Annotated in this window: 21 protein-coding genes; 13 read left to right on the top strand and 8 right to left on the bottom strand. The window is 67.5% G+C overall.

Annotated features, from left to right (window positions below):
• Positions 1-164 precede the first annotated feature (164 nt).
• The 3 genes from AC1DDA_RS13740 (at position 165) to AC1DDA_RS13730 (ending at position 3197) form a co-directional block, all read left to right on the top strand.
• On the top strand, positions 165-1166 hold the full coding sequence (locus AC1DDA_RS13740; protein WP_476796138.1) for a hypothetical protein: 1002 nt from the start codon (positions 165-167) through the stop codon (positions 1164-1166).
• A 232-nt stretch (positions 1167-1398) separates the two neighbouring features.
• Complete coding sequence (locus AC1DDA_RS13735) at positions 1399-2337, top strand: sugar kinase (RefSeq protein WP_476796137.1); 939 nt, start codon at positions 1399-1401, stop codon at positions 2335-2337.
• Positions 2337-3197, top strand: coding sequence for a TIGR01459 family HAD-type hydrolase (locus AC1DDA_RS13730; protein ID WP_476796136.1), 861 nt, complete (start codon positions 2337-2339; stop codon positions 3195-3197). Before AC1DDA_RS13735 ends, AC1DDA_RS13730 begins: the two co-directional genes overlap by 1 nt.
• Before the next feature lie 283 nt (positions 3198-3480).
• Here AC1DDA_RS13730 and AC1DDA_RS13725 read toward each other — a convergent pair whose 3' ends face one another.
• Both AC1DDA_RS13725 and ribA read right to left on the bottom strand, forming a co-directional pair.
• The gene (locus tag AC1DDA_RS13725; RefSeq protein WP_476796135.1) at positions 3481-5829 is read right to left on the bottom strand and encodes a hypothetical protein; all 2349 of its coding nucleotides are present in this window, start codon (positions 5827-5829) and stop codon (positions 3481-3483) included.
• Positions 5830-5860: 31 nt separating this feature from the next.
• Positions 5861-6988, bottom strand: a complete 1128-nt coding sequence (gene ribA, locus AC1DDA_RS13720) for a GTP cyclohydrolase II RibA (RefSeq protein WP_476796134.1) — start codon at positions 6986-6988, stop codon at positions 5861-5863.
• A gap of 239 nt (positions 6989-7227) precedes the next feature.
• Here ribA and AC1DDA_RS13715 point away from each other — a divergent pair, with 239 nt between their 5' ends.
• A complete protein-coding gene (locus tag AC1DDA_RS13715; RefSeq protein WP_441511943.1) occupies positions 7228-7788 on the top strand; it encodes a cytochrome b in 561 nt (186 codons plus the stop codon).
• A 57-nt stretch (positions 7789-7845) separates the two neighbouring features.
• Here the strand turns inward: AC1DDA_RS13715 and AC1DDA_RS13710 are convergent, their stop codons facing one another.
• From AC1DDA_RS13710 to AC1DDA_RS13695, 4 genes are read right to left on the bottom strand one after another with little or no spacing between them, the layout of a single operon-like run.
• Positions 7846-8685, bottom strand: a complete 840-nt coding sequence (locus tag AC1DDA_RS13710) for a class I SAM-dependent methyltransferase (RefSeq protein ID WP_476796133.1) — start codon at positions 8683-8685, stop codon at positions 7846-7848.
• Positions 8685-9749: a glycosyltransferase family 4 protein gene (locus AC1DDA_RS13705; RefSeq protein WP_476796132.1), complete on the bottom strand. Its 1065-nt coding sequence runs from the start codon at positions 9747-9749 to the stop codon at positions 8685-8687. The genes AC1DDA_RS13710 and AC1DDA_RS13705 overlap by 1 nt, the downstream gene beginning before the upstream one ends.
• Positions 9746-10147 (bottom strand): 6-pyruvoyl trahydropterin synthase family protein, encoded by a 402-nt coding sequence (locus tag AC1DDA_RS13700; RefSeq protein WP_476796131.1) that lies wholly within the window; start codon positions 10145-10147, stop codon positions 9746-9748. The genes AC1DDA_RS13705 and AC1DDA_RS13700 overlap by 4 nt, the downstream gene beginning before the upstream one ends.
• Before the next feature lie 35 nt (positions 10148-10182).
• A complete protein-coding gene (locus AC1DDA_RS13695; protein ID WP_476796130.1) occupies positions 10183-10986 on the bottom strand; it encodes a zinc-dependent alcohol dehydrogenase in 804 nt (267 codons plus the stop codon).
• A gap of 250 nt (positions 10987-11236) precedes the next feature.
• Here AC1DDA_RS13695 and mdoH point away from each other — a divergent pair, with 250 nt between their 5' ends.
• From mdoH to AC1DDA_RS13665, 6 genes are all read left to right on the top strand, one after another.
• Entirely contained in the window at positions 11237-13066 is a 1830-nt protein-coding gene (gene mdoH / locus AC1DDA_RS13690) for a glucans biosynthesis glucosyltransferase MdoH (RefSeq protein WP_476796129.1), read from the top strand.
• Positions 13063-13821, top strand: coding sequence for an FkbM family methyltransferase (locus AC1DDA_RS13685; protein WP_441511949.1), 759 nt, complete (start codon positions 13063-13065; stop codon positions 13819-13821). Before mdoH ends, AC1DDA_RS13685 begins: the two co-directional genes overlap by 4 nt.
• A gap of 209 nt (positions 13822-14030) precedes the next feature.
• The gene (locus AC1DDA_RS13680) at positions 14031-15008 is read left to right on the top strand and encodes a hypothetical protein (protein WP_476796128.1); all 978 of its coding nucleotides are present in this window, start codon (positions 14031-14033) and stop codon (positions 15006-15008) included.
• Positions 15009-15122: 114 nt separating this feature from the next.
• Entirely contained in the window at positions 15123-15902 is a 780-nt protein-coding gene (gene otnI, locus AC1DDA_RS13675; protein ID WP_476778839.1) for a 2-oxo-tetronate isomerase, read from the top strand.
• Positions 15830-16906 (top strand): glucokinase, encoded by a 1077-nt coding sequence (locus AC1DDA_RS13670; RefSeq protein WP_476796127.1) that lies wholly within the window; start codon positions 15830-15832, stop codon positions 16904-16906. The genes otnI and AC1DDA_RS13670 overlap by 73 nt, the downstream gene beginning before the upstream one ends.
• Before the next feature lie 37 nt (positions 16907-16943).
• Entirely contained in the window at positions 16944-18014 is a 1071-nt protein-coding gene (locus AC1DDA_RS13665) for an acyltransferase family protein (RefSeq protein ID WP_476796126.1), read from the top strand.
• A gap of 129 nt (positions 18015-18143) precedes the next feature.
• Here the strand turns inward: AC1DDA_RS13665 and AC1DDA_RS13660 are convergent, their stop codons facing one another.
• The gene (locus AC1DDA_RS13660; RefSeq protein WP_441511954.1) at positions 18144-18482 is read right to left on the bottom strand and encodes a hypothetical protein; all 339 of its coding nucleotides are present in this window, start codon (positions 18480-18482) and stop codon (positions 18144-18146) included.
• Positions 18483-18616: 134 nt separating this feature from the next.
• Between AC1DDA_RS13660 and AC1DDA_RS13655 the strand changes: the two genes are divergently transcribed.
• Both AC1DDA_RS13655 and AC1DDA_RS13650 read left to right on the top strand, forming a co-directional pair.
• The gene (locus AC1DDA_RS13655) at positions 18617-20428 is read left to right on the top strand and encodes an ATP-binding cassette domain-containing protein (RefSeq protein ID WP_476796125.1); all 1812 of its coding nucleotides are present in this window, start codon (positions 18617-18619) and stop codon (positions 20426-20428) included.
• 206 nt (positions 20429-20634) lie between these two features.
• Positions 20635-21381 carry an SDR family oxidoreductase gene (locus tag AC1DDA_RS13650; protein WP_441511956.1) on the top strand — a complete coding sequence of 249 codons (747 nt, stop codon included), beginning with the start codon at positions 20635-20637 and terminating at the stop codon, positions 21379-21381.
• A 151-nt stretch (positions 21382-21532) separates the two neighbouring features.
• On the opposite strand, the gene AC1DDA_RS13645 is transcribed toward AC1DDA_RS13650, so the two are convergent.
• Positions 21533-22426 (bottom strand): metallophosphoesterase family protein, encoded by an 894-nt coding sequence (locus AC1DDA_RS13645; protein WP_476778844.1) that lies wholly within the window; start codon positions 22424-22426, stop codon positions 21533-21535.
• Positions 22427-22797: 371 nt separating this feature from the next.
• Here AC1DDA_RS13645 and AC1DDA_RS13640 point away from each other — a divergent pair, with 371 nt between their 5' ends.
• The gene (locus tag AC1DDA_RS13640; RefSeq protein ID WP_476796124.1) at positions 22798-23268 is read left to right on the top strand and encodes an NUDIX domain-containing protein; all 471 of its coding nucleotides are present in this window, start codon (positions 22798-22800) and stop codon (positions 23266-23268) included.
• Positions 23269-23390 lie beyond the last annotated feature (122 nt).

Genomic DNA, 23390 nt, shown 5'->3' with positions numbered 1-23390 from the left:
CTCGCCGTGCCGATCGGCTGGCGCGCAAGCGGGCTGAGGCTGCGTTCCCGCTCTCCCTGGCGGAAATCGCTGCTGATCGCGACCATCTGCGCGCCGAACTCGCCCTGCGCATGCGCTCCGTTGAGCAAGAGGCCGAGCGTGGCTTTGCGGCCAAGGCCGGGGCGATGCAGGAGCTTGGCCGCCGCGACATGACGATCGGCCGGCTGGAGCGCGAGCGTGGCGAGCGCGACACACGGATCGCGGAACTCGAAAACCTGCTCGCTACGACCCGGGCCGAGCTTGGCGACACGCGCAGCACCCTCGAACAGGAACAGGCCGGCCATGGCGAAACGGCTGCGGCGCTGGAGAAGCGGCTCGCGGATCTGGCGAGCCTGGAGCAGAGCCTGGCTGAGACACGGCAAGCTCTGACCGGCACCGGGGCCGATCTGAGCATGCGCGACGACGAGCTCGCGCGGGAACGCGAGACGGTCGGGCGGATCGAGAAGCTGCTCGCCGAACGCGAGACCGAACTGGCGGGGATCCGCGACGAGCATGCGAAGCTGCGCTTGGCGCTGGTGGAGGACCGCACCCAGATCATGGTCCTCCAGGGCAAGCGCGACGAGCTTGCCGGGAGACTGGCGGGAGTCGAGGATGCGCTGGGCCGCAGCGAGGCTTCATTGAAAACGATGACGGGCGAGCGCGACGGCGAACAGGTGCGGGCCGGTGCCTTCTCCGCGCGTGCCGAGCAGGCTGAAGCTGGGCTGGCGGCGGCCGATGCGCGCGCCAGCGCGGCGGCTGTCGAGGCGCGGCAGCTCGGCGTGAGGCTGGAGCAGGCGATGGCCGATCAAGGGACGCTGCAAGGGCGGGTGGATGCCCTGGAACTGGCGCTTGCGGCTGCCAAGGATGAGCTGGTCGATCTGCGCCGGCGCAAACAGGAAGAGATAACCGCCTTGCAGCACAGTCAGCGCGAACGAGATGGTCAGATCGAGCTTGTGCATGCCGAGCTTCAAACGCTGCAAGGAGCCCTCAGCCAGGCCCGCGAAGATCGAAATCAGCTCCTGGACGAGATGTCGGACCTGCGCAGAGCGGCATCGGGCGCGCAGGCCAATTCGGCCTTGCGCGAGGAGATCGTCCGGCTGGCCGACCGCCTGATGAGCCTATCCCCGAAACGTGAGGCGGCAGAATAGCGCGGAATCGGCCGCGCCGTTCGTCGCGCGGTCCGGGCAGCACCGAAAAGCGGTTTCCCCTTTCCTCGTCGATGGTCCAGATCGCCTTGCGTCCCTGCCTGACCCGAAGCGGGGATCTATCTCTTTGTTCGGGCATCGGATTTTTCCGAGAAGTGGATTCCACTTTTCGGTCCGATGCTCTAGGAAGACGGGGCCTCCCGGCGCGCCGGCGCCACCTGAAATGGTTTAAATCGTGACGGACAGCCAAATCGATCTCTTGTGCCTGGGCGAGCCGCTCGGCGAGTTCAACGCCACCCGGGCGGAGACCGGGGCCTTCCTGTTCGGGCATGGCGGCGACACCTCTAATTGTGCCGTCGCGGCGGCCCGGCAGGGTCTATCGGTGGGGTATCTCGGTGCGCTCGGCGACGACAGCGCCGGCCATTCGATCCGGGCGCTGTGGAAGCGGGAGGGTGTCAACGATGCCCATGTCTCGACGCATGCGACCGCTCCGACGGGGCTCTATTTTGTCGATCACGGCCCGTCCGGCCATGTCTTCTCCTATCTGCGCGCCGGTTCGGCCGCGAGCCTCTACGGTTCGCGCGATCTGCCGCGCGATCTCATCCGCTCGGCCCGCATCATCCAGGCCTCCGGCATCAGCCAGGCCATTTCGGCCAGCGCCTGCGATGCGGTGTTCGAGGCCTTCGAGACGGCGCGCAAGGCCGGTGTTCTCACCGCCTACGATACCAATCTGCGCCTGAAGCTCTGGCCGCTGACCCGCGCGCGGGCGATCATCCATGCCGCCTGCGCCATGGCCGACATCGTTCTGCCGGGCCTCGACGATGCGACGCAGCTGACCGGGCTCAACAATCCCGACGCCATCGTCGATTTCTATCTCGGCCTGGGCGCGCGGGTCGTCGCGCTGACGCTCGGCCACGAAGGCTCGCTGATTGCGACGCCGGTGCGCAGGGAGCGTTTCCGCCCGATCAAGGTCGATGCCATCGACGCAACGGGGGCGGGCGATTGCTATGACGGCGCCTTCCTCGCCGAATATCTGCGCACCGGGGATGCCTTCGCGGCGGGCGCCTATGCCAATGTCGCCGCGGCGCTCTCGACGCAGGGCTATGGCGCCGTCGCGCCGCTGCCGCGCCGGGCCGAGGTCGAAGCGCGTATCGCTGCCGAGGCCAAGAGCTAATGACCGTTCCCGTTCTGAAGCGCGCGGGCGATCTCCTCGCCCGCTACGATGTGCTGATCAGCGATGTCTGGGGCGTCGTTCATGACGGGCTCTGGGCGCTGGAGCCGGCCTGCGAGGCATTGATCGCCTTCCGGAAGCTGGGCGGGACGGTCGCGCTGCTCTCCAATGCCCCCGGGCCGTCCACGCAGGTGGCTGGTCTGCTCGATACCAAGCGCGTGCCGCGCGAGGCCTGGAACCGGCTCGTCACGTCCGGCGACGTCACGCGTGCGCTGATCGCGGAGAGCCATCACAAGCGCGTCTACCATATCGGCTGGCAAAGCGACCGGGCGGTTTTCGCTGGGCTCGATGTCGAGCTGGTCGGCGAAGAGCAGGCCGACATCATCGTGGCGACCGAGCTCAACGATTACCGTACCGAGACGCCGGAACAGTACCGGCCGCTGCTCGAGCGCTTCGCCCGGCGCGGCCTGCCTTTCATTTGCGGCAACCCGGATCTCGTCGTGCATGTCGGCGAGGATCTGCTGCCCTGCGCCGGTTCGCTCGCGGCGATCTATGAGGAGCTGGGCGGGACCGTCGCCTGGGCCGGCAAGCCTTATCGTCCGGCCTATGACCTCGCGCTTTCAGCCGCCGCCGAGGCGCGCGGCGGCCGCCCTGTCGAACCCGGCAAGGTCCTGGTGATCGGCGACGCGGTCAGGACCGATCTCGCCGGCGCGAGGCTGATGGGCTTCGACAGCCTTTTCATCGCCGGCGGCATCCATCGCGACGAGACGATGCATGGCGGTGAGGTCGATCCTTCCGGGCTCGCCAAGGTGCTGGACGGGTTGCCGGTCCGGCCGATCGCGGCAATGGGCGCGCTCGCCTGAAGCCGGGCCTCAGGCGGTGGACGCTTGGCCGAGCTGGCCTTGTTGCAGCACCGCCGTCATTCCGGGGCAGGCCGACGGCCTGAGCCCGGAACCCATGACCACGACGCGGTTCCAGAGTCGTAGTGCTCGCCCTTGCGGCGAGCATCCACGTCTTGAACACCACCCGCGACCGAGGAAGACGTGGATGGTCGGCACAAGGCCGACCATGACGGGAGCGCCGTGTTCATGGGTACCGGGCTCGGACCTCCGGTCCGCCCCGCAATGACGGCAGCGGTTCCTAAGCCTAGTGATTGCGCAGCCGTGCGAGGATGTCCTCGTAGAGGCCTTCGAGCGGGCGGAAGACGAAGCGAACGGTGGATTTCCCGGGCGGGACGACGACGGCCCGGAAAAGCACATTGGCGCGCAGCAACTCCGCCGGGCGATCGTCGACCTCTACCCGCCACCAGTGGTGCCAGACGTCGTTGAGGACGAGATAGCCGCCGCGGGGCGCATCGACGGCGAGCGTCACCGTGGTCGTGCCGTAATCGCGGATCGCAACCTTGGCCGGCCCGATCACGCCGGTGGCCAGCGGCGGCGGGTCGCGATCGAGCAGGACGGTCCGGCGCGGATCGAAGCCTGTCGGCCATTGGCCGGTCGTCAATATGGCGTCGAAATCGGCCTTCTGCGCCTCGGTGACGAGCAGGACGCGCGGCAAGGCGCGCGGGTTCTCGTAGATATAGGCGTCCTTGGTCCGGGCGATCTGCCTGAGATCGCCGGGCTTCAGCCGCGTGTCGATCTGCTCGACGGGAACGCCGGTCGCGATGAAGCGCAGGCCCAGCATGTCGGTGAGCAGGGAACGATAGCCCGGCATCAGGGCGGAGAAGGTACGCTGGTCGGGCAGGGCGACCTGGTCGCCGGCGCCGGTCGCCTTGCTGTAGAGGCCGAGGCGCAGCGGGTTGTAGCCCAGCGTGTTGTCGAGTTCGTGGACGAGGCTGGCATTGGGCCAGTGGAAGTCGATGGCGGCGAGCTCGATGCGGTCGCGCCGGTCGGGAGCGGCCGTGCGGGCGGTCTTGCGCTTGAGCAGCGCGATGGTCTCGTTCGCGCTGTCCTTCCGCAGCACGTCGTACATCTGCGGCGGCAGGGCAGTGGATTCGCTGGGGCCGTTATTGACCGCCAAATCCATGGTGAGGATCGCGGCAAGCACGACGGTCGCCGCCAATGCCGAGCCGCGCTGCGCCAGCCCGCGCGCGGCAACCAGGCCGCCGAGCGTGAGCAGGCCGCAGAGCAGCGCAATGACGAGCGGCGTGATCGCGACCGGGACGCGCCCGACCGTCCAGGCGAGCCAGAGGGCGAGAGCGAGCGCCCCGGCGAAGATCAGCGCTTCCAGGGCGATCTGCCACGGGCGCGCCTTCGGCGCCGTGCCGGTCATGACGAGGTGGGTCAGATAGCCGCCGAGGATGGCGATGAGAGCGCCGAGGATGAAGAGCGCGTCGGCGGGGCGGCGGTAGAAGCTCACGCCCGGAAGCTCGAACAGGAGCCGGAAGGCGGGCGTGTAACGCCCGAGCGCATAGAGCAGGACGATGAGCGCGGCGACGCTGAGCGCGACGATCTCGCGCCGCCAGAGCGCGCCGCGGACGAGGCCGAGGGTCAGGACCAGCCCCATCGGCAACAGACCAAGATAGAGCTGGCTCATATTGCGGGCGAGGAAGAGCCCGAGCGGGCCGAAGCGGGCTTCCCAGGCCGGGCTTGGCGCGCCCCAGAAATCCGCGAGCGGCCCGGCCGCGCCGTAGAGATTGGCGATTAGGCCGGTGAGCAGCGCCGCGGGGTGCAGCGAGCCCTTCCCGGCTTCGACGAAGTCGATCGCGGGACGGTTCGACTCCTGCGCGATGAAGGCGGTCAGGAGGATGGGGATGGTGGCGACCAGAATGGCGCCCAGCGTGCCGGCGAGCAGCGGCAACAGGCTGGCGCGGAAGGCGCGCCAGGGATCGCGCGTCATCAGGATCGCGGCGATGACCAGCCCGGCAAGAACATAGACGCCGATTAGCGCGACCTGATCGCGGCCGAGCACCATGAAGCCCGAGACCAGCCCGGCGGCGAAGCCGTAGCCTATCGAGCCGCGCTCCAGCGCGCGGGAGAGCAGGAAGAGCGTGACCGTGAAATAGCCGAGGCTCAGCACCTGCCCGACATGCTGGATACGCCAGGCGGCGGCGGCGCCGAAGGCGAAGGAGAGGGCCGCGACGACCGCGCCGGCCGGATGCCAGCCACGGTCACGGAAGATCAGGACGATCGCCAGCGCACCGCCCAGCAGCGTTCCGAGAACGGCTCCGTCGCTCCAGCGGAAATCGGGCGCGGGATTGAGCGCGGCGATCAGCGCGAAGGAGGGGGAGAAGATCAGCGACTGCGGATCGGCGACCTGCGGCGAGCCGGAGAAGACGTAGGGCGTCCAGAAGGGGGACAGGCCACGATGCCAGCTATCGGCGAGGAACTGTAGCTGAGGGTGGAAATGGGCCTTGGCGTCCCAGGGGATCGTGACGGCACCGGAGAGCCAGGGCCAGGACAGGGCCAGCCAGCCGAGAAACACGATGCAGAACACGCTGGCAAGCGGCCAGCGTGTCGGATCGTCCTCGAATGACGTCGTCCCGGGCACCGGCATCAGCCTGGCCTGACCGCGATCGGATGCACCGTCAATCCGTCGGGGCGGCACGCGCCATCAGCGCGTCCATGTCGATGAAGTGGCCGGCGCGGTCGCGCTTGGAGGCGAGGTAGCGGACGTTGTGGGCGTTCGGGCGGCCCAGCACGCGCTGGCTGGCGGCAACCTCGAGACCCGCCGCCTCGATCGCGCTGATCTTCAGGGGATTGTTGGTCAGCGCCACGACGCTGGAGACGCCAAGCTGCTTCAGCATGGTCGCCGCGAAATCGAAATGGCGCTGGTCGAGATCGAAGCCGAGCACCTCGTCGGCGTCGTAGGTGTCCCAGCCCTGGCTCTGCAGCTTGTAGGCCCGCATCTTGTTGGAGATGCCGTTGCCGCGGCCTTCCTGATCCAGATAGAGCAGGACGCCGCCTGTGTTCTCCGCCATCCACTGCACGGTCTCGCGCAGTTGGTCGCCGCAATCGCATTTCAGCGAACCGAAGAGATCGCCCGTGAGGCAGGCCGAGTGCAGACGCACCGCCACCGGCCCCGAAAGATCGGGTTTGCCAACGATGATCGCGACCTGATCGCGCAGCCCCTCGCCACCGCGGAAAACGACGAATTCAGTCTCCGGCGCGCCTTCGAGCGGCACGGGCGCGCGACCGACGATCTTCAGCGAAGCGGCCTGCTGGGCGCGATAGCCTTTGATCGCTTCGATGGCGACTTCGACCAGCGGCTCATCGGCGATGTCGGCGGCGTCRACCCGCACGACCACGACGGCCGGGAGGACGAGCGACAGGCGGGCCAATTCCAGCGCGGCCTCGTCGAGCCCGGAGGCGGGCGCGATCGGCGCATCCATCCGCGCATCGATCTTAAGGGCGAGCGTCTCGACGCGGCCGAGATCGATTGTGGGCAGCGCAAAGACGCCGCTTTCGCTGCGCCCCTTTGCGCCAAGCCGGCGCAGCCTCGCACCGCTGAGGACAAGATGCCCGCCGCCATGAGCCAGCTCATCGAGACCCTGCACGAGGCTCTCTTCGGCCAATTCGGCAGAGAGGACGAGCGCGCGCTGGTCACCGTTCCGCAGCAGGACGGGGCGGCCGGCGCGAAACTCGGCGATGGCCCGGTCCACCCTCACGAGCGCAGTTTCGAGGGAGGGGCCGAAGAGCGTACGCGACTCAGGCATCGGGAAGTCCGTCAGATTGGGCCGGCAAGCGGCCTAGGAGCGTCAGAGGCACCATGGGAAAAGGATATAGGGGTTCTTGGTTCGCCCTTCCAGCAACGTTCCCGGCAGGGCACGGTTCCATGGCACGCAAGTGCTCGGGAACGAGAAGCGGGAACCTGACCGGAGCAGTGTCGTATAGGTTGGTACGCTTGAACGTGGGATGAATGCTTTCCCTTGCGGCAACACCCGGAGAACGGCCGATGTCGGCGGAAATGGCGCCCGGCGGTTACAGCGCGACCGCCCGCACCCTGCATTGGATCACCGTGGTTGCGGTCTTCGTGATGATCCCGGTTGGGGTGACGATGAGCTATCGCGGCAACGTTCTGAACCTCTGGGACGGGCTGACCAACGGCCTCTACAGCGCTCATAAGCTTACCGGATTCCTGCTGTTGTGGCTGACGGCAGGACGCTTGGTCTATCGCCTTCTGCATGGCGCGCCGGCGGATGAACCGACGCTGGAATGGTGGCAGAAGGCCGGCTCGCATCTCGTCCACTGGCTGCTTTACGGGTTGCTCCTCGTCGTCCCGCTGCTGGGCTGGATCGGCGTCTCGCTGTTTCCGGCGCTCACCGTGTTCGACCTGTTCAACCTGCCAGCGCTGGCTGGGCCGAATGAAGCGGCGGCCAAGCAGGTGCTCGGCGTCCATGGCAAGCTTGCGCTGACGCTCGGCGCAATTGCGATTTTGCACATCGCCGCGGTGCTCTACCACCGCGTCATCCGCAAGGATGGCGTTTTGCGCCGGATGTGGCCGGGAACCGGCTAAGGCGTGCAATCCCTCCGGAGGGAAGATGGCGATCCGGCTCGTTTTCGGGGCGGAGCCTCAGACCGGGCGCGCCCAGAGATCCTGATGGCCGATCCGCGCCGATCCTTCCTCGCTGCGTGCGGCAAGCCAGCTCTCGACGGTCGCGGGATCGACCCGTCCGGTTTCGCGCACGGCCTGCGCAATGCCCTCGGCCAGGGCCGCGCGCAGATCGGCGCGAGCGCCATCGATTAGCCAGCTGCTGTCGCCCATCGAAACCGCGAAGCCGGCCTTGCGGAAGGCCTCGGCCACGATTTCGCAGGCCGCCGGGCCGGCGGAGGGGCCGAAGCCCTTGTCGCCACGCTGATGATCGACAAAGGCGGCGTGCATGCCGGCATCGGCGGGGTGCTCCGGCTGCCAAGCCTCGCGGCCGTCATAGGTCAGCACGGCATAGAGCGGCAGGCGTTGGCTCGTGAGCGCGGCGACGAGGCGCTCGATCCAGCGCCGCGAGGTGAGGTCGAAGAGGGCGGCGGCCGTCACGAGGTCTGGCCGCCAGCCGAGCACCCAGTCGAGATCCTTGTTGAGGTCGACGCGGCGCGTGTCCACGCCGATCAGTTTTTCCCCCTTGGCGAGGACGAGTTCCTCGCCCTGCTCGCGCGCCTCATCGGCCCAATCCGCCAGGCGGCTGCGCGCATGGGCAAGCAGGTCGGCATCGTGATCGACGAGTGTCCAGTGCTGACGGGCGGGCAGGGCCGCGTAGGAGGCGCGCAGATTCGAGCCGGCGCCGCAGCCGAGATCGAGGATGGACAGCGAAGGCCTGTCGGAGAAATACGAGCCGACCGCGGCGAGCACCTGCGGATTGCGCGCGGCATGATCCGCAGGCTCGCGCAAGGCGAGCCATTCCGGAGAAAATCCAGCCATCAACCCACCTCCCGGCTGCCGCCGCCCAGACATGCCCGCGCGACGATGCGGGCCGCATCGTGCCAGCGTGGCAAGGCGCCGGCTCCCGCCCATGCCGCATCGGCCCTCTGCCGGCGCTCAGCCGGCGCATCAATCAGCCTCGCAAGCGCATTGGCAAGTGCCGCAACGTCGCCGGGCGGCACCTTGAGAGCCGCATCGGCCGGCAAGGCATCCGCGCCCGCGCCGCTCAGCGTGCAGACGATCGGCAGGCCGCGCGCCAGCGCTTCCGTCAGAACCATGCCGTAGCCCTCATAGAGCGAGGGCATGGCGAATAGGTCAGCTTTGTCATAGAGTTCACCGAGGTTGTCCGGCCGCACGGCCCCGGCAAGCAAGATGCGGTCCGCCAGCCCGGCGGAGCGGATATGGGCCTCGATCGCGGCCGCGGTTTCGGGGGCGTAATCGGGAGAGCCGGCGATGGTGAGATGCCAGTCGCGGTCGGCAATCCGCATCAGCGCCTCGATCAGGACATCGTAACCCTTGCGCGGAATCAGGGAGCCGACCGCGAGCAGCTGCAGCGGCTGATCGCCGTGGCTGCCGGTGGCGCGCGGCGCGGGATCGACACCGGGAACGGCGACGAAAATGCGGCTCTCGGGGACGCCGAACTCCGTGCTCAAAACCGTTGCCGTCGCGGGGCTCGTCACCGCCACGGAGCGGACATGGCCGAGAGCGGCGCGTTCGCTCGCGCGCAGCGCCGCTGCCTGGGCGGCCTCTAAGCCCGTTTCGAGCGCCAGCGGATGGTGGACGAGCGCGACCAGCCGGTCGGCGAAGCGCGCGGCGAGCGCTTCGGGAAAGGCCCCGAAGGCGAGACCGTCGACCAGCAGGATGTCGTCCGGCGCAGTCGCCGCCAGCAGCAATTCCGTCGCTGCGAGATCGGCTTCGGTCGGGAAGGGAAAGCCGCCCGGCAACGCCAGATGCCGGGCCTCGACGCCCATCTCGCGCCATTCACGCAGGAGACGGCGGTCATAGCCGTAGCCGCCGGTCGGCAGATCGATATTGCCGGGGATGGCGAAGACGATGCCCTTCACCCCAGCACGCCCTCGTAGCTGGCGCGGGCGAGGTCGGTCTCGTGCAGCGTCACGCGGATCTTCGACAGGCCGGCGCCATCGGTACCGAGCGCGCCGGATTTCGCGGCGGCGGACATGGCGTCGAAGATATGCTTGCAGAGAAATTCAGTGGTGGTCAGCACCCCGGCGAATTGCGGCAGGGCGTCGAGATTCTGGTAGTTGAGCGGCTTCAGGGTCTTGCCGAGCATGTCGAGCGCGGCGCCGATGTCGACGACCACGTTCTGCCGGTTCAACGTCTCGCGGAAGAAGGCAACGTCGACCACGAACGTCGCTCCATGCATGTTCTGCGCGGGACCGAAGAAGGGATCGGGCAAGGAGTGGCCGATCATGATGCGGTCGCGGACTTCGACGGAAAACATGCGATCTCCTGGAGAGACGCCCGAAGCGGGCGCGGTCACGGCCGCGTTTCATAGCAAATCGCGGCGGTGAGGCCAGCGGCGCCCGGCGCGAGCAGTTCCGGGATGCGCTGCGGTGCATCGCGGAAGGCGATCTCCTCGGTGATTACAGCGTCGAGCCGGTCGTCGGCGAGGAGCGTCATCGCTGCTGCCGCCCGTCGTGCGTGGTCCCAGCGCGCCCGATGCGAGGCGGCGACCATGCCGACCTGCGACGAGACGAGCTGGAGACGGCGCGCATGGAAGGCGCAGCCGAGGGTCGCCGGCACCGTTCCCTCGCCATACCAGCTCATCTCGACGATCCGCGCCTCGGTGCCGGCCGCAGCCACGGCGGTAGCGAGGCCGGCCGCCGTCGCGCTGGTGTGAAAGACGAGATCGGCGTCGCGCGGAGCTGCGTCCGGCATGGCGAAGCCAAAGCCCAGTTCGGCGGCCGGCCCTGCGCGGCCGGGCTCGACATCGACCAGCGTCACGTCGGCTCCCGGCAGGCGTGCGGCGAGCCAGGCGACGAGCAGGCCGAGCACGCCGCCGCCCACCACGACAATCCGGTCGGCCGGGGCCGAGCCGGCGTCCCAATGGGCGTTCAGGGCCGTTTCCATATTGGCGGCGAGGATGGCGCGCCGGGGTGGAACGCTGTCGGGAACCGGTATCAGGCTGCTGCGCGGTGCAATGAAACGGTCCTGATGCGGATGCAGGCAGAAGACGATGCGGCCTAGCATGTCCGGCGGGCCGGCATCGACGCGGCCGACGGCGCAGTAGCCGTATTTGACCGGGAAGGGAAAATTACCCTCCTGAAAGGGCGCGCGCATGCGCTCATGTTCGGAAGGCGGCACGCGGCCTTCGAATATCAGCCGCTCGGTGCCGCGGCTTAGCCCGCTCCACAATGTGGTGACGAGGCAGTCTGCTGGGCCAGGCACCGGCAAGGCCACATCATTCAGCTTGCATTCACGGGGGGCTATATACCAAAGCGCGAGGGCCTTGGCCCTTGCGTCAATCGTGGTTGCAGGCTTTAGCTCCCGCGCCATCGCGTCTGCCCTCCGTCCGAGCCTGTCTGCCCCCATGACAGAGACTGCCACGAACCAGCGTCCCGGTCCGAACACGTTCCAGCGGGTGACGCAAGGGGACGAAGCGATCGGCCTGACGCCGGCCGGCCTGCAGGACGCAATCGTGCTCCGGCGGCGGCGCCTCCTCGTTCTCGTGCTCAATCTTGCGACACTGATCCTGTTGCTGGCGGGGCTTGCTCAGGTGCTGGGGGCGGGCGGCTGGACGGTTGCGGATGTGGCGATCTTCGTCGCCTTCCTTGTCGGGGCACCCTGGACCGTGCTGGGCTTCTGGAACGCCGCGATCGGGCTGTGGTTGCTGCATGGCAGCCAGGATGGGCTTGCCGAGGTCGCGCCCTTCGCCGCCGCCGGGCAGCGGGCGACGCCGCTCTCGCTGCGCACCGCGGTGCTGATGACGTTGCGCAATGAGGATCCGGCGCGCGCCTTCCGGCGGCTCGAGGTGGTGAAGCGGAGCCTTGACGAGACGGGTGAGGGCATCTGGTTCGACTATTTCGTCCTGTCCGACACCAATGACCAGGCTGTCGCCGCCGCAGAGCAGGCTCTTGCCGCTGCCTGGGCGCGCGAACTCGGCGAGCCCGCACGGCTGATCTATCGACGCCGCGCCGAGAATGACGGCTTCAAGGCCGGCAATCTCAGGGATTTCTGCGAGCGCTGGGGCGAGCGCTACGCGCTGATGCTGCCGCTCGATGCCGACAGCGTGATGTCAGGCGAGACGATCCTCGGCATGGCCCGAATGATGCAGGCCTATCCAAAACTCGGAATCCTGCAGAGTCTCGTGGTCGGAATGCCCAGCCGCTCCGCTTTCGCCCGCATCTTCCAGTTCGGCATGCGCCAGGGCATGCGGCCCTACACGATGGGCTCGGCCTGGTGGGGCGGGGATTGCGGGCCGTTCTGGGGGCACAATGCGCTGGTGCGGATCGCGCCGTTCCGCGACCACTGCGATCTGCCCGTGCTGCCCGGCGGACCACCTCTGGGCGGCGCCGTCATGAGCCACGACCAGGTCGAGGCGACGCTGATGCGCCGCGCCGGCTACGAGGTGCGCGTGCTGCCGGTCGAGGGCGGGAGCTGGGAGGAGAATCCGCCGACCATGCTGGAATTCGCCAAGCGCGACCTGCGCTGGTGTCTCGGCAATCTGCAATATCTCAAGCTGCTCGACTTAGCCGATCTCAAGCCGATGAGCCGGTTCCAGCTGGTCTGGGCGATCCTGATGTTCCTCGGTCTGCCGGCCTGGACGCTGATGATCGCGCTGCTGCCGCTGAAGGCGTTTGAGGACCGGACGATCGCGGACTATCCGGCAGCGCTGACGGCCTGGCTCTATGTCCTGTTCCTGGCCATGTATCTCTCGCCCAAGCTCGCCGGCTTCGCCGACATCCTGCTGACGCGCGGCGGCGTGCGGCGCTATGGCGGCGCGGCGCGTTTCCTGTTCTCGGCGCTGATCGAGACGCTGTTCGCCTTCCTGCAGGGCGCGGTATCGAGCTTCCGCACCACGCTGTTCATGATCGGCCTCGCTTTCGGCAAAGCGCGGATCGGCTGGGACGGGCAGGCCCGCGATGCCCATGCGCTGACCTTCGCCACGGCCTTCGCAGGATTGTGGCCGCATCTGCTGTTCGGGATCTATCTGTTTGCCGGGCTCGGCGTGATCGCGCCGACCGTGCTGATCTGGTCCCTGCCCCTCACGGCCGGCTATCTGCTCGCGATCCCCTTCGCGATGCTGACCGCCTGGCCGGTTGCGGGTGCCTGGCTGGCCCGCCACGGGCTTTGCGCAATCCCCGAGGATTTCGACATGCCGCCCGTACTGGCTGCCATCCGCGACGGGGACAGCGCATGAACGCCACCGTCTATCCGAAGGGAACGGTGAAGGCGCTGTCGCGCTCCTTGCGCATCTATCACGGCGACAAGCGGCGCAACGCAGCCATGGACCAGCTTTACGGGACTTTCCTGCGACCGGGCGATCTCGCCTTCGACATCGGCGCCCATGTCGGCGACCGGATTTCCTCGTTCCGCAGGCTCGGCGCGCGCGTGGTGGCGCTGGAGCCGCAGCCCGGACCGGCTCGTGTGATCCGCCTGATCCACCGGCGCGACCCGCTGGTGACGCTGATCGCAGCCGCTTGCGGCGATCACGAGGGCTCGATCGCGCTCAGGATCAACAGCGCGAACCCGACGGTCTCGACGGCGTCGGCGGCCTTCATCGGCGCCGCAGCCGGGGCGCGCGGCTGGGAGGGGCAGGTCTGGGACCACGAGATCAGCGTGCCCTGCACCACGCTCGACCGGCTGATCCTGCGCCACGGCCTGCCCAAGCTTCTGAAGATCGATGTCGAGGGCTTCGAGGCGCATGTGCTCGCGGGGCTGACCAAGGCGGTGCCGGTGATCTCCTTCGAGTTCACGACGATCCAGCGTGAGGTGGCGGAGGCCTGCCTTGCCGTACTGGAGACGCTCGGCCCCTATCGCTTCAACGTCGCGATCGGCGAGAGCCAGAGGCTTGAGCTCGGCGAGCCCGCGAGCGCGGATGCCATGGGCGATTATCTGCGCGGCTTGCCTCATGCGGCCAATTCGGGCGATGTCTACGCCATCCTTCAAGGCTGAAGACGGGGTGCAAGGCTGCATCTGCATCGATCGCCTCCGCCGTCCCGGACAAGGAAACCCTGGCAACCATCGGCCAATACCGGCGTTGCAGTGCAAGCCAGAACCTGTTTCGGTTTCGCCCGCTCTGCCCGGCAGGTGAGGCCATGCGGCCAGCCGGCGTTCATCTTGCGTCGCTACGCTGCTCCCGAAATCACTCGCCAGGGATTGCCATGCTCAGCCTTGTTCGCCCGCTCGCGGTTTCGGTCGCGCTTCTCGCCTCCCTGACGATTGCGCGGGCCGCGGGCGACGTCGCCGTCGAGGTGCGGAACGAATCCGAGCCCGTGCTCTGCGCCGAGAAGGACAACGTCACGATTAAGGCGATTTCGCCTGAGGTGCGGCGTTTCCAGATCGAAGCCGCTCATCCGGCCTATATCGCGGGACTCGTGCGCGACAACTGGGATGCGGATTGGGCGAACTGCGACATGAAGGGCGATCCTTCCTTCACGCCGCCGACACCGCCGCGCCGCATCACCTTCTGGGAGACGATCGATTACTGGCTGGTCGGCTACACCTTCCCGACTTTCTGGCGGCCGGCCGACACCACCTTCCGCGTCGGCGACCGGGTGGAGAAGGGGCTGCATCTCGTTCAGCTCTGGAAGCTCGGCAAGGACAAGTCCTACGAGGTACTGGTCGTCTATCCGCAGGACGGCTACTGGCGCGCCCGGCCGCTGCCGCCGGAACATCTCGGCTTCTCCTCCTACGGCTCCTCCTTCCTGTTCGGGCCGATCGAGCAGGATGGGCGCCCGGTCGTGAACATCAAGGAGATCGAATTCGATCCTAAGACCCTGACCTTCAAGCTGAACTTCAAGGACGGGTCCGCCGGTAGCCTGAGACTCGACAGCGTCGACGAGAACCGGATGGTGCTGGGTGCCGTGCTCGACAAGCCGGTGACGGGGGGCAGGGCCTTTGTCGCCTTGCGTTCGATGTACGTCACCGAGTTCAACAACGACGTCGCACGCATCGCGTTGCGCGAGCCCAGCGCCAAGGGCTGGCGGGAGGAGGCCCTGATGCCGTTCCAGGGTGGCAAGGCAACCGATATCTGGATGGGGCGCACCACCCATTCGCGTCACAACACCTCCTCGCCCGACATGGTTTTCCGGCATTTCTCGGCCGATCCGAATCCGCCGCCGAAGCCGGAAAAGAAGTAGCGGCCGCGCGGCCGCATCGGAACGCATCCCCTCCCTGCGGCGTTTGGTCATGACGCGGCCGGCGCAGCGCGCTAGCTTGCCGTGATTGCTACCGCTTAGTCCGCAGAGACCTTCATGCCGCGTTTTGCCGCCAACCTTTCGATGATGTTCACCGAATGGGATTTCCTCGACCGTTTCAGAGCGGCCGCGGAGGCCGGCTTCGAGGCCGTGGAATTCCTGTTTCCCTATGAGCATACCCCCGAGCAGATCGGGCTCGCGCTGACCGGCGGCGAGCTCACGCAGGCTCTGTTCAACCTGCCGCCGGGCGATTTCTCCAAAGGAGAGCGCGGCATTGCGGCGCTGGCTGGTCGCGAGGACGAGTTCAAGGCCTCGGTCGAAACGGCGCTGGCTTATGTGCACGAGACCGGCGTCAAGCGCCTGCATATGATGGCAGGGCTCGCCGATCCCAACGATCCCATCGCGCAGAAGACCTACCGCGCCTCGCTCGCCTACGCCGCCGACAAGCTGGCGGAGCACGGCGTCGACCTCCTGCTCGAGCCGATCAATGGCAAGGACATGCCGGGATACTTCCTGAACGACTTCGATCAGGCTGCGGCCTATGTGCGCGAATCCGGCCGGCCGAACGTCCGGCTGCAATTCGACATGTATCATTGCGAGTTGATCCACGGCGATGTCTCGGCGCGGCTGAAGGCGCTCTATCCGCTCGTCGGCCATGTCCAGATCGCTCGCGCCAATGGCCGCCACGAACCCGACGCCTCGGGCCCGGATTATCCGACCCTCTTCGCTGAGCTCGATGCGCTCGGCTATGACGGCTTCGTCGGATGCGAATATCGGCCCGAGCGCGGCACGCTCGAAGGTCTCGGCTGGTTTGCGCCCTGGCGGAAGCCGCTCTGATGCGCCCGCCGTCGATATCCTATCCGGTGCTGGTCGCCGATATCGGCGGCACGAACTGCCGGCTATCGCTGGTCCCAGACCCGGACAGCCCCCACCAGCCGCTGGCGCGGATCGGCACCGGCAGCTGTCCGACGGCGGAGGCGGCATTTTCCGCAGTGCTCGCGGAGGCTCCGGAGAAGCCGCGTTCGGCCGTGCTTGCCGTCGCCGGGCCGCTCGACGGCCGGCAGGCGCAATTGACGAATGCTGTCTGGAATCTCGATGGGCCGCGGATCGCGGAGGCTCTCGGGCTGACGCAGGGCCTGCTGGTCAACGACTTCGAGGCCCTGGCGGCTTCCCTTGCCGTCCTGAGCCCGCACGACGTCGCCACATTGATCGATGGCAGGCCGGAGCGGGAGGGCGTGCGGCTAGTGCTGGGGCCGGGGACTGGCTTCGGAACCGCGGCTTTGCTGACACATGGCGAACGCGGCATGCTGATCCCGACCGAAGCCGGCCATATCGGCATCGGCCCCGAGGACCAGACCGAGCAGCGGCTCTGGCCGGCTTTGAGCGAAGGCATACCGCGCCTCACCGTCGAGCATCTGCTCAGCGGCGACGGGCTCGTGCGCCTGCACCGGGCCGTGGCGCGGACCTCGGGCATGCTGGAGGCGGAGGTGAGCGCTGCCGACGTCTCCCGCCTCGCCCATGACGGCGATCCGGCAGCGCTGATGGCGGTGGTCTGCTTCTGGCGGCTGCTGGCGCGTGTCGCCGGCGATCTGGCCCTCGTCTTCAAGGCGACGGGCGGAGTCTTCATCGCGGGTGGAATCGCGCCGCATCTGCTGCCGCTCGCGGACCGGGCGGCGGTTCGCGCCGCCTTTGCCGGCAAGCCGCCGATGGAGGATCTCGCGGCGCGCTTTGCTCTGCACGTCGTCACCACGAAGGACGCCGCCGAGCAGGGGCTCGCCGCGATTGCCGCCAATCTCCATCGTTTCGGGCTCGACGATCCGAAGCGGCTGTGGTTTGGCTGAGCGCCCCGCTCATCCGACTGGTTCCCGACAGGTTCGCGTGCAGCCCATCTATTCGATCCAGGTCCTGCGCGCGCTCGCGGCCTTCATGGTCGCGATTCATCACGTGCAGCCGGACGCCGCCGCGCTGGCCGAGCGGGCGGGCCTGAGCTTCAGCCGCAGCGACCTGCTGCCCTGGATGGCCGGCGTCGACATCTTCTTCGTCGTCTCCGGCTTCATCATGGTCCATGCCTCGCAGGACCTGTTCGGGCGGCCCGGCGCCTGGCGCGAATTCCTGAAGCGCCGGCTGGCGCGCATCGTCCCACTCTATTGGGCGATGACGACCCTGTTTCTGCTCGTCGGCCTCGTCGTGCCGGCGGCGCTCAATTCGGGCGTGCCGAGCTTCACGCAGATCCTCGGCTCCTATCTGTTCTGGCCGGTTGTCTCGACGCAGGGCCTGGTTCAGCCGGTCTATTCGCTGGGCTGGACGCTGAACTACGAGATGCTGTTCTACGCGCTGTTCGCGCTCGGGCTCATCTTGCCGAAAGGCTGGACCTTGCCGGCTGTCACTTTGGTCCTGGCGGTACTGGTCGGGGGGGAGAGCCTGGGCGGACCCTTGTCGCTGCCTTTCGGATTCTGGGGGCAGCCGATCGTTCTGGAATTCGCAGCCGGCATGGGCATTGCCGTGTTGCGGCGCAGAGGGCTTCGCCTGCATGGCGCCTTGCGTGTTGCGGTCGCCGCGGGGGGCGTAGCCCTGCTGATCGCGGCCGCGCAGCTGCCGGGCACGGATGGCCCATGGAGCAGCGTGCTATGGCGCGGCGGCGCGGCCGTCCTGCTGATGCTCTCTGCGGGCTGTGGGCGCGAGGGCATCGTGCCGGTGTGGCCGGTCAAGGCGCTGGCGGCGGTCGGCGATGCCTCCTATGCGCTCTATCTCGTCCATCCCTTCGTGATCCGGGGGATGCGCGAGGTCGCGTTGCGGATCGGGCTCCATGCGCCGATGCTCTTCATCGCAATTGCACTTACGGGCGCCGTGGTGGCGGCAGTCCTGCTCTATCGCTTCTTCGAGAAGCCGGCGACGCGGCTTGTGCGGCGCTGGTTGGAAAGCAGAGGCGGCCGTCCTGCTCGGGCTTGACCCGATCATCCCCAGCAGGAAGAAGCTCCGTGGCCCCTCTGTCATGAGCTTCACGGGTCTGCACGGGGTTTATCCCTGGGCCGGCCGACGGTCGGACCCGAGGGCTTCGCCCGCGAATAACGGCGCCACTCAGTTCAGCTTCATGCCCTTCAGCGACTGGCCGACCACGCCGCCATCCTTGCGCCGCTGTGCCCGCTTGGACTTGATCGTCTCGACATGCTCGGGCTGCGGATAATAGCCGCGCTCCATGATCTCGAGCGAATATTCCTCATAGGTCAGGCCGAGGGCAGATGCCTTCTCCTCACGCCGCAGCGCGATCTCGCGCGGCTTCTTCCAGGCCTTGCGATGGGCGAAGCGCCAGTCGAAATAGCGGCCGATATTGCCTGATCCGCTCGAGGAACGGCGCTTTCGCTCCTTCAGCGGCGGACCGCCATTATGGCCGATCCCGATGGGGCGTTCGCTGGGCATGGCTCTCGGACTCATGGGCTGCTGCGCCTCACGATAGGGGGCGGAACGGCGCTGGCAAGGGCCGTGCCATCACCTGCGGACGTGACAGGGCGGCGGCGGCAGTCTATCCCGCAGGCCGGAACACAGGACGGACCATGGCCCCCTTGCTGCATTTGCGCGACGTCGCGCTCACCTTCGGCGGACAGCCTTTGCTCGAAGCCGCCGAGATCGCGGTCTCGGCCGGCGAGCGCGTCTGCCTGGTCGGCCGCAACGGTTCGGGCAAGTCGACCCTGCTCAAGATTGCGGCCGGCCTCGTCGAGCCCGACAGCGCGGACCGCTTCGTCCAGCCGGGCGCGACCGTGCGCTATCTGCCGCAGGAGCCGGATTTCACCGGCTACCGGACCTCGCTCGCCTATGTCGAGGCGGGGCTCGGGCCGGGCGACGACGCCTATCGCGCCCAGTATCTGCTGACGGAGCTGGGCCTCACCGGGCAGGAGAATCCCGCTTCGATGTCGGGCGGCGAAGGGCGCCGGGCGGCGTTGGCGCGCGTGCTGGCGCCGGAGCCTGACATCCTGCTGCTGGACGAGCCGACCAACCATCTCGACCTGCCGGTGATCGAATGGCTGGAGCAGGAGCTGAAGTCGTTGCGCTCGGCCATGGTGCTGATCAGCCACGACCGGCGTTTCCTGACTTCGCTGTCGCGCGCGACGATCTGGCTCGACCGCGGCGTCACGCGGCGGATGGAGAAGGGCTTCGGCGAGTTCGAAGCCTGGCGCGACGAGGTGTTGGCGCAGGAAGAACTCGACCGCCACAAGCTCGACCGCAAGATCGCGCGCGAGGAGGACTGGCTGCGCTACGGCGTCAGCGCCCGGCGTACCCGCAACCAGCGCCGGCTCGGTGAGCTTCATTCGCTGCGCGACCAGCGCCGCACGGCCCGCAGCGCGGTCGGCAACGTCCGTCTGGAGGCGAGCGAGGCGCAGACCTCCGGCAAGCTGGTCATCGAGGCTATCGACGTCGCCAAGGCCTATGGCGACAACGTTATCATCAAGAACCTGTCGCTGCGCGTGGCGCGTGGCGACCGGATCGGCATCGTCGGTCCGAACGGCGCCGGCAAGACGACGCTGATCAACCTGCTGACCGGCGCGCTCGCGCCCGACAGCGGCACGGTCAAGCTCGGCACGGCGCTGGAGATGGTGACGCTCGACCAGCGCCGCGAAAGCCTCGATCCGGCGACACCGCTCGGCGATGCACTGACGGGTGGCGGCTCGGACCAGGTGATGGTCGGCGGGCAGCCCCGCCATGTCGTCTCCTACATGAAGGACTTCCTGTTCCAGCCGATCCAGCGCGGCACCCCGGTCGGCGCGCTTTCGGGCGGGGAGCGCGGGCGGCTGATGCTGGCCCGCGCGCTGGCCAAGCCGTCGAACCTGCTGGTGCTGGACGAGCCGACCAATGATCTCGACCTCGAAACGCTCGACCTGCTGCAGGAACTGCTGGCCGATTATCAGGGCACAGTGCTGCTGGTCAGCCACGATCGCGACTTCATCGACCGGGTCGTCTCGGCGGTGCTGATCTCGGACGGAGACGGCGTCTGGACCGAATTCGCCGGCGGCTATTCCGACATGCTGGCGCAGCGCGGTCGCGGTGTCGGCGCCAAGGTGCGAGTGCTGGAGAAAGCGCCAGCTGCGGCGCCAAAGACTACGGGTGCCCCCGTACAGGCCCCGCCGGCGTCCAAGCGCAAGCTCTCCTTCAACGAGAAGCACGCGCTGGAGACATTGCCCAAGAAGATCGAGGCCCTGCAGGTGGAAGCCGCAAAGCTCAACACTGCCGTGGCGGGCGATCTCTACACGCGCGATCCCAAGCTTTTCGCCAAGGCGACGGCGCGGCTGGAAGAGGTGGCGCGCGAGATCGGCGATGCCGAGGAGCGCTGGCTGGAGCTGGAGATGCTGCGCGAGGAGATCGGGGCTTAAGGTCCCGCGGTCATGCTCGGGCTGGCCCCGAGCATGACGGAAACCACCGCCCTCTCGTCATGAGATTCTCGGGTCTGCGCTTCGTTTCGCCCGAGAATGACGACTTCGCCCATACGATTTCCGTATCCGGCTGCGCATGAAAGCGCATTTACCGACTCGCTCAATCGTTTCAAACATCGCGCAATCGCAAAGCACGAGGAACATCCATGAGACTGAAAGGCAAGACGGCGCTGGTGACCGGCGCGGCGCAGGGTTTCGGCTTCGGCATCGCCGAGACCTTCGTGCGCGAGGGCGCGCGCGTCGCGGTGCTGGACATCAACGGCGACAAGGCCAAGGAAGCCGCCAAGGCGATCGGCCGCAAGGCCTTCGCCGTGACCTGCGATGTCGGCAAGGCCAAGAGCGTTGACAAGGCGGTCGAGAAGATCCTCGCCAAAGTCGGGCGGCTCGACATCGTCGTGAACAATGCCGGCACCACCCATCGCAACAAGCCGATGACCGAGGTGACCGAGGAAGAGTTCGACCGGATCTTCGCGGTCAACGTGAAGTCGATCTATCTGATGGCGCGGGCGACGGTGCCGCATTTCCGCGAGCATGGCGGCGGCGTCATCCTCAACATCGGCTCGACCGCGGGTCTTCGTCCGCGACCGGGCCTGACCTGGTACAACGGCTCGAAGGGCGCGGCGAACCTGATCTCGCAGTCGATGGCGGTCGAGCTTGCGCCGGACAAGATCCGCGTCAACGCGATCGCGCCCGTGGCCGGCGAGACGCCGCTGCTCGCCACCTTCATGGGCGAGGACACGCCGGAGCGCCGCGCTCAGTTCACCGCCTCGATCCCGTGGGGCCGGTTTTCGACGCCGCAGGACATCGCCAATGCCGCGCTGTTCCTGTGCTCGGACGAGGCGGACATGGTGACGGGCTCGGTGCTCGCGGTCGACGGCGGCCGCTGCGTCTGAAGCAGCTGCCGATCCGCCATAGCGGCCGCCCAACGCGCCGTTCTGTGCTTCCGGTACTCACGGACGAAAGTCTGCTGCGCGCCGGTTTTCGAACGGCGCGCCATTCGTCTCGCGCTGACGAATTCTCCAACGCTTCAGAATGGAGAGGTAGCTAGGCGCGCTCACCCAGGAGCGCGATTTCCTGGCGGAGGACGACCGTGCCGTCAGGCTCGAAGCCGCGTTGTTCCAGCCTGATCTGCGGTGCAGCAGCGTCTCCCGCGATGTGGAAGAGATGCCAGGTGCCGAGCTCGCCATGACCGAGCAGGCCGAGCGAAGCCGAGGGCACGCCGACGATCGGAACATCATGGTTTGGCCCGGGGCGCCAGGCCAGCGAGAAGCTGTGATTGTGCCCGTGGATGATGAGGTCGGCGCCCTTGCGCTTCAGCATGGCCTCGAAGGCGGCGGCATCGACCAGTTCACGGCCGCGCTTGGCACCGCCGACATAGGGCGGATGGTGGATCAGGACGACGCGGATGAGGTGCTCTTCGCGGGCGCGGTCGAGCAGGGCAGCGATCCGCTCCATCTGCTCGCTGCCGATACGCCCCGTCGCCATCAGAGGCAAGGTCGGCACGCCGCTGTTGACGCCGATCAGCGCGACCGGCCCGCGGCGGCGATACCAGGGGTAGCCGGCACGCCCGTCATCATCGGCGCACCAGGGGGCGAGCAGCCCGGCCAACGGCTTTAGCGAGGAGCGCGCATAGGCGTCGTGATTGCCCGGCACGAAGCTGACGGTCTCACGCGGACCCAGCGTGTCCAGAAAAGCGATGGCGGTCCTGAATTCGTCGGGCAGCCCGATATGGGCGACGTCGCCGGTGCAGGCGGTGTGGTCCGGCTGCTGCGCGTGGATGTCGGCGACGATGCGGGCCAGGACATCCATGTCATGGGCGTGCCTGCGCTTGCGACGCCAGTTGACGTAACCGGTCGCGCGCTTGCCCAGCAGTTGATGCAGCGAAAACCCGGCGAGCGGGCCGAGATGCGGGTCGGACAGATGCGCGAGCTTGAACACGCTCCAGCGCTTGCCCTTCCCGCCCGCCGTCAGTCAAGCGCGCCGTTGAGGCGCCTCGGCTGACGGGATGCGGAAAGCTTCAGTTGGCGRCGCCGGTGAGTTCCGACACGATACGGGAATCGGTCAGGGTAACGGCGGGCTTCCAGACATAGGCCGGCTTGGCCTTCAGGTAAGAAACGATGAACGAGAGCAGCATGTTGGTGGTTCCTAGCGGATGCGGCGGCTGTGTGACCCTTATTTGGGGCGCGTTTGTGACAGGGCAATCGACTTGGTTGACGGTCCGTCATGCGCTTTTTGCATAGACAATTAACGCAGCCTTGAGAGTCGTTCCGATGCAATCGCAGGCGCCCCATCCGCCAGCCGATACCGAGATGCCGCGGACCCTCAGGCATCGGCTGCTCACCGCGGTGTTGCATGCCTATTTCCGGCTTTCCCGCAGCATGACATTCGGCGTGCGCGCCGCGGTACTCAACGCGCGCGGCGAGGTCTTCCTGGTCCGGCATGGCTACATCCCCGGCTGGTATCTGCCGGGTGGGGGAGTCGAGGTCGGCGAGACGATGTGGGATGCCCTTGAGCGCGAAGTCGCTGAGGAGGGCAACATCAGGATCACCGGGCAGCCGACCCTCCACGGCATCTTTTTCAACCGCCGGATCTCGCGCCGCGATCACGTCGCGCTCTTCGTCATCCGCTCCTTCATCGTCGAAGGCGTCAGGCAACCGGACAGGGAAATCGCCGAGGCCGGGTTCTTCCCCCTGGATCGCCTGCCAGAGGGGACCACGCCTGCGACGAGGCGGCGCCTGGCGGAAATCATGACGGGCACGCCGGCCGCGGCCGACTGGTAGAACGAAAGCGCGATGGACGGGCCTATCCGCCTCTGCTACAGGCGCTTTCCATGAGCAATGGGTACTGCCTTCGAGACCTGCGACGACCGGCGCGCTGAAAGCGCCTTCCGGCAGTGCGCCCG

The organism is Allobosea sp. 10N428, assembly GCF_056394545.1.
The sequence above is the reverse complement of the archived record's forward strand: the minus strand, read 5'-3'. Positions and strand labels throughout refer to the sequence as shown.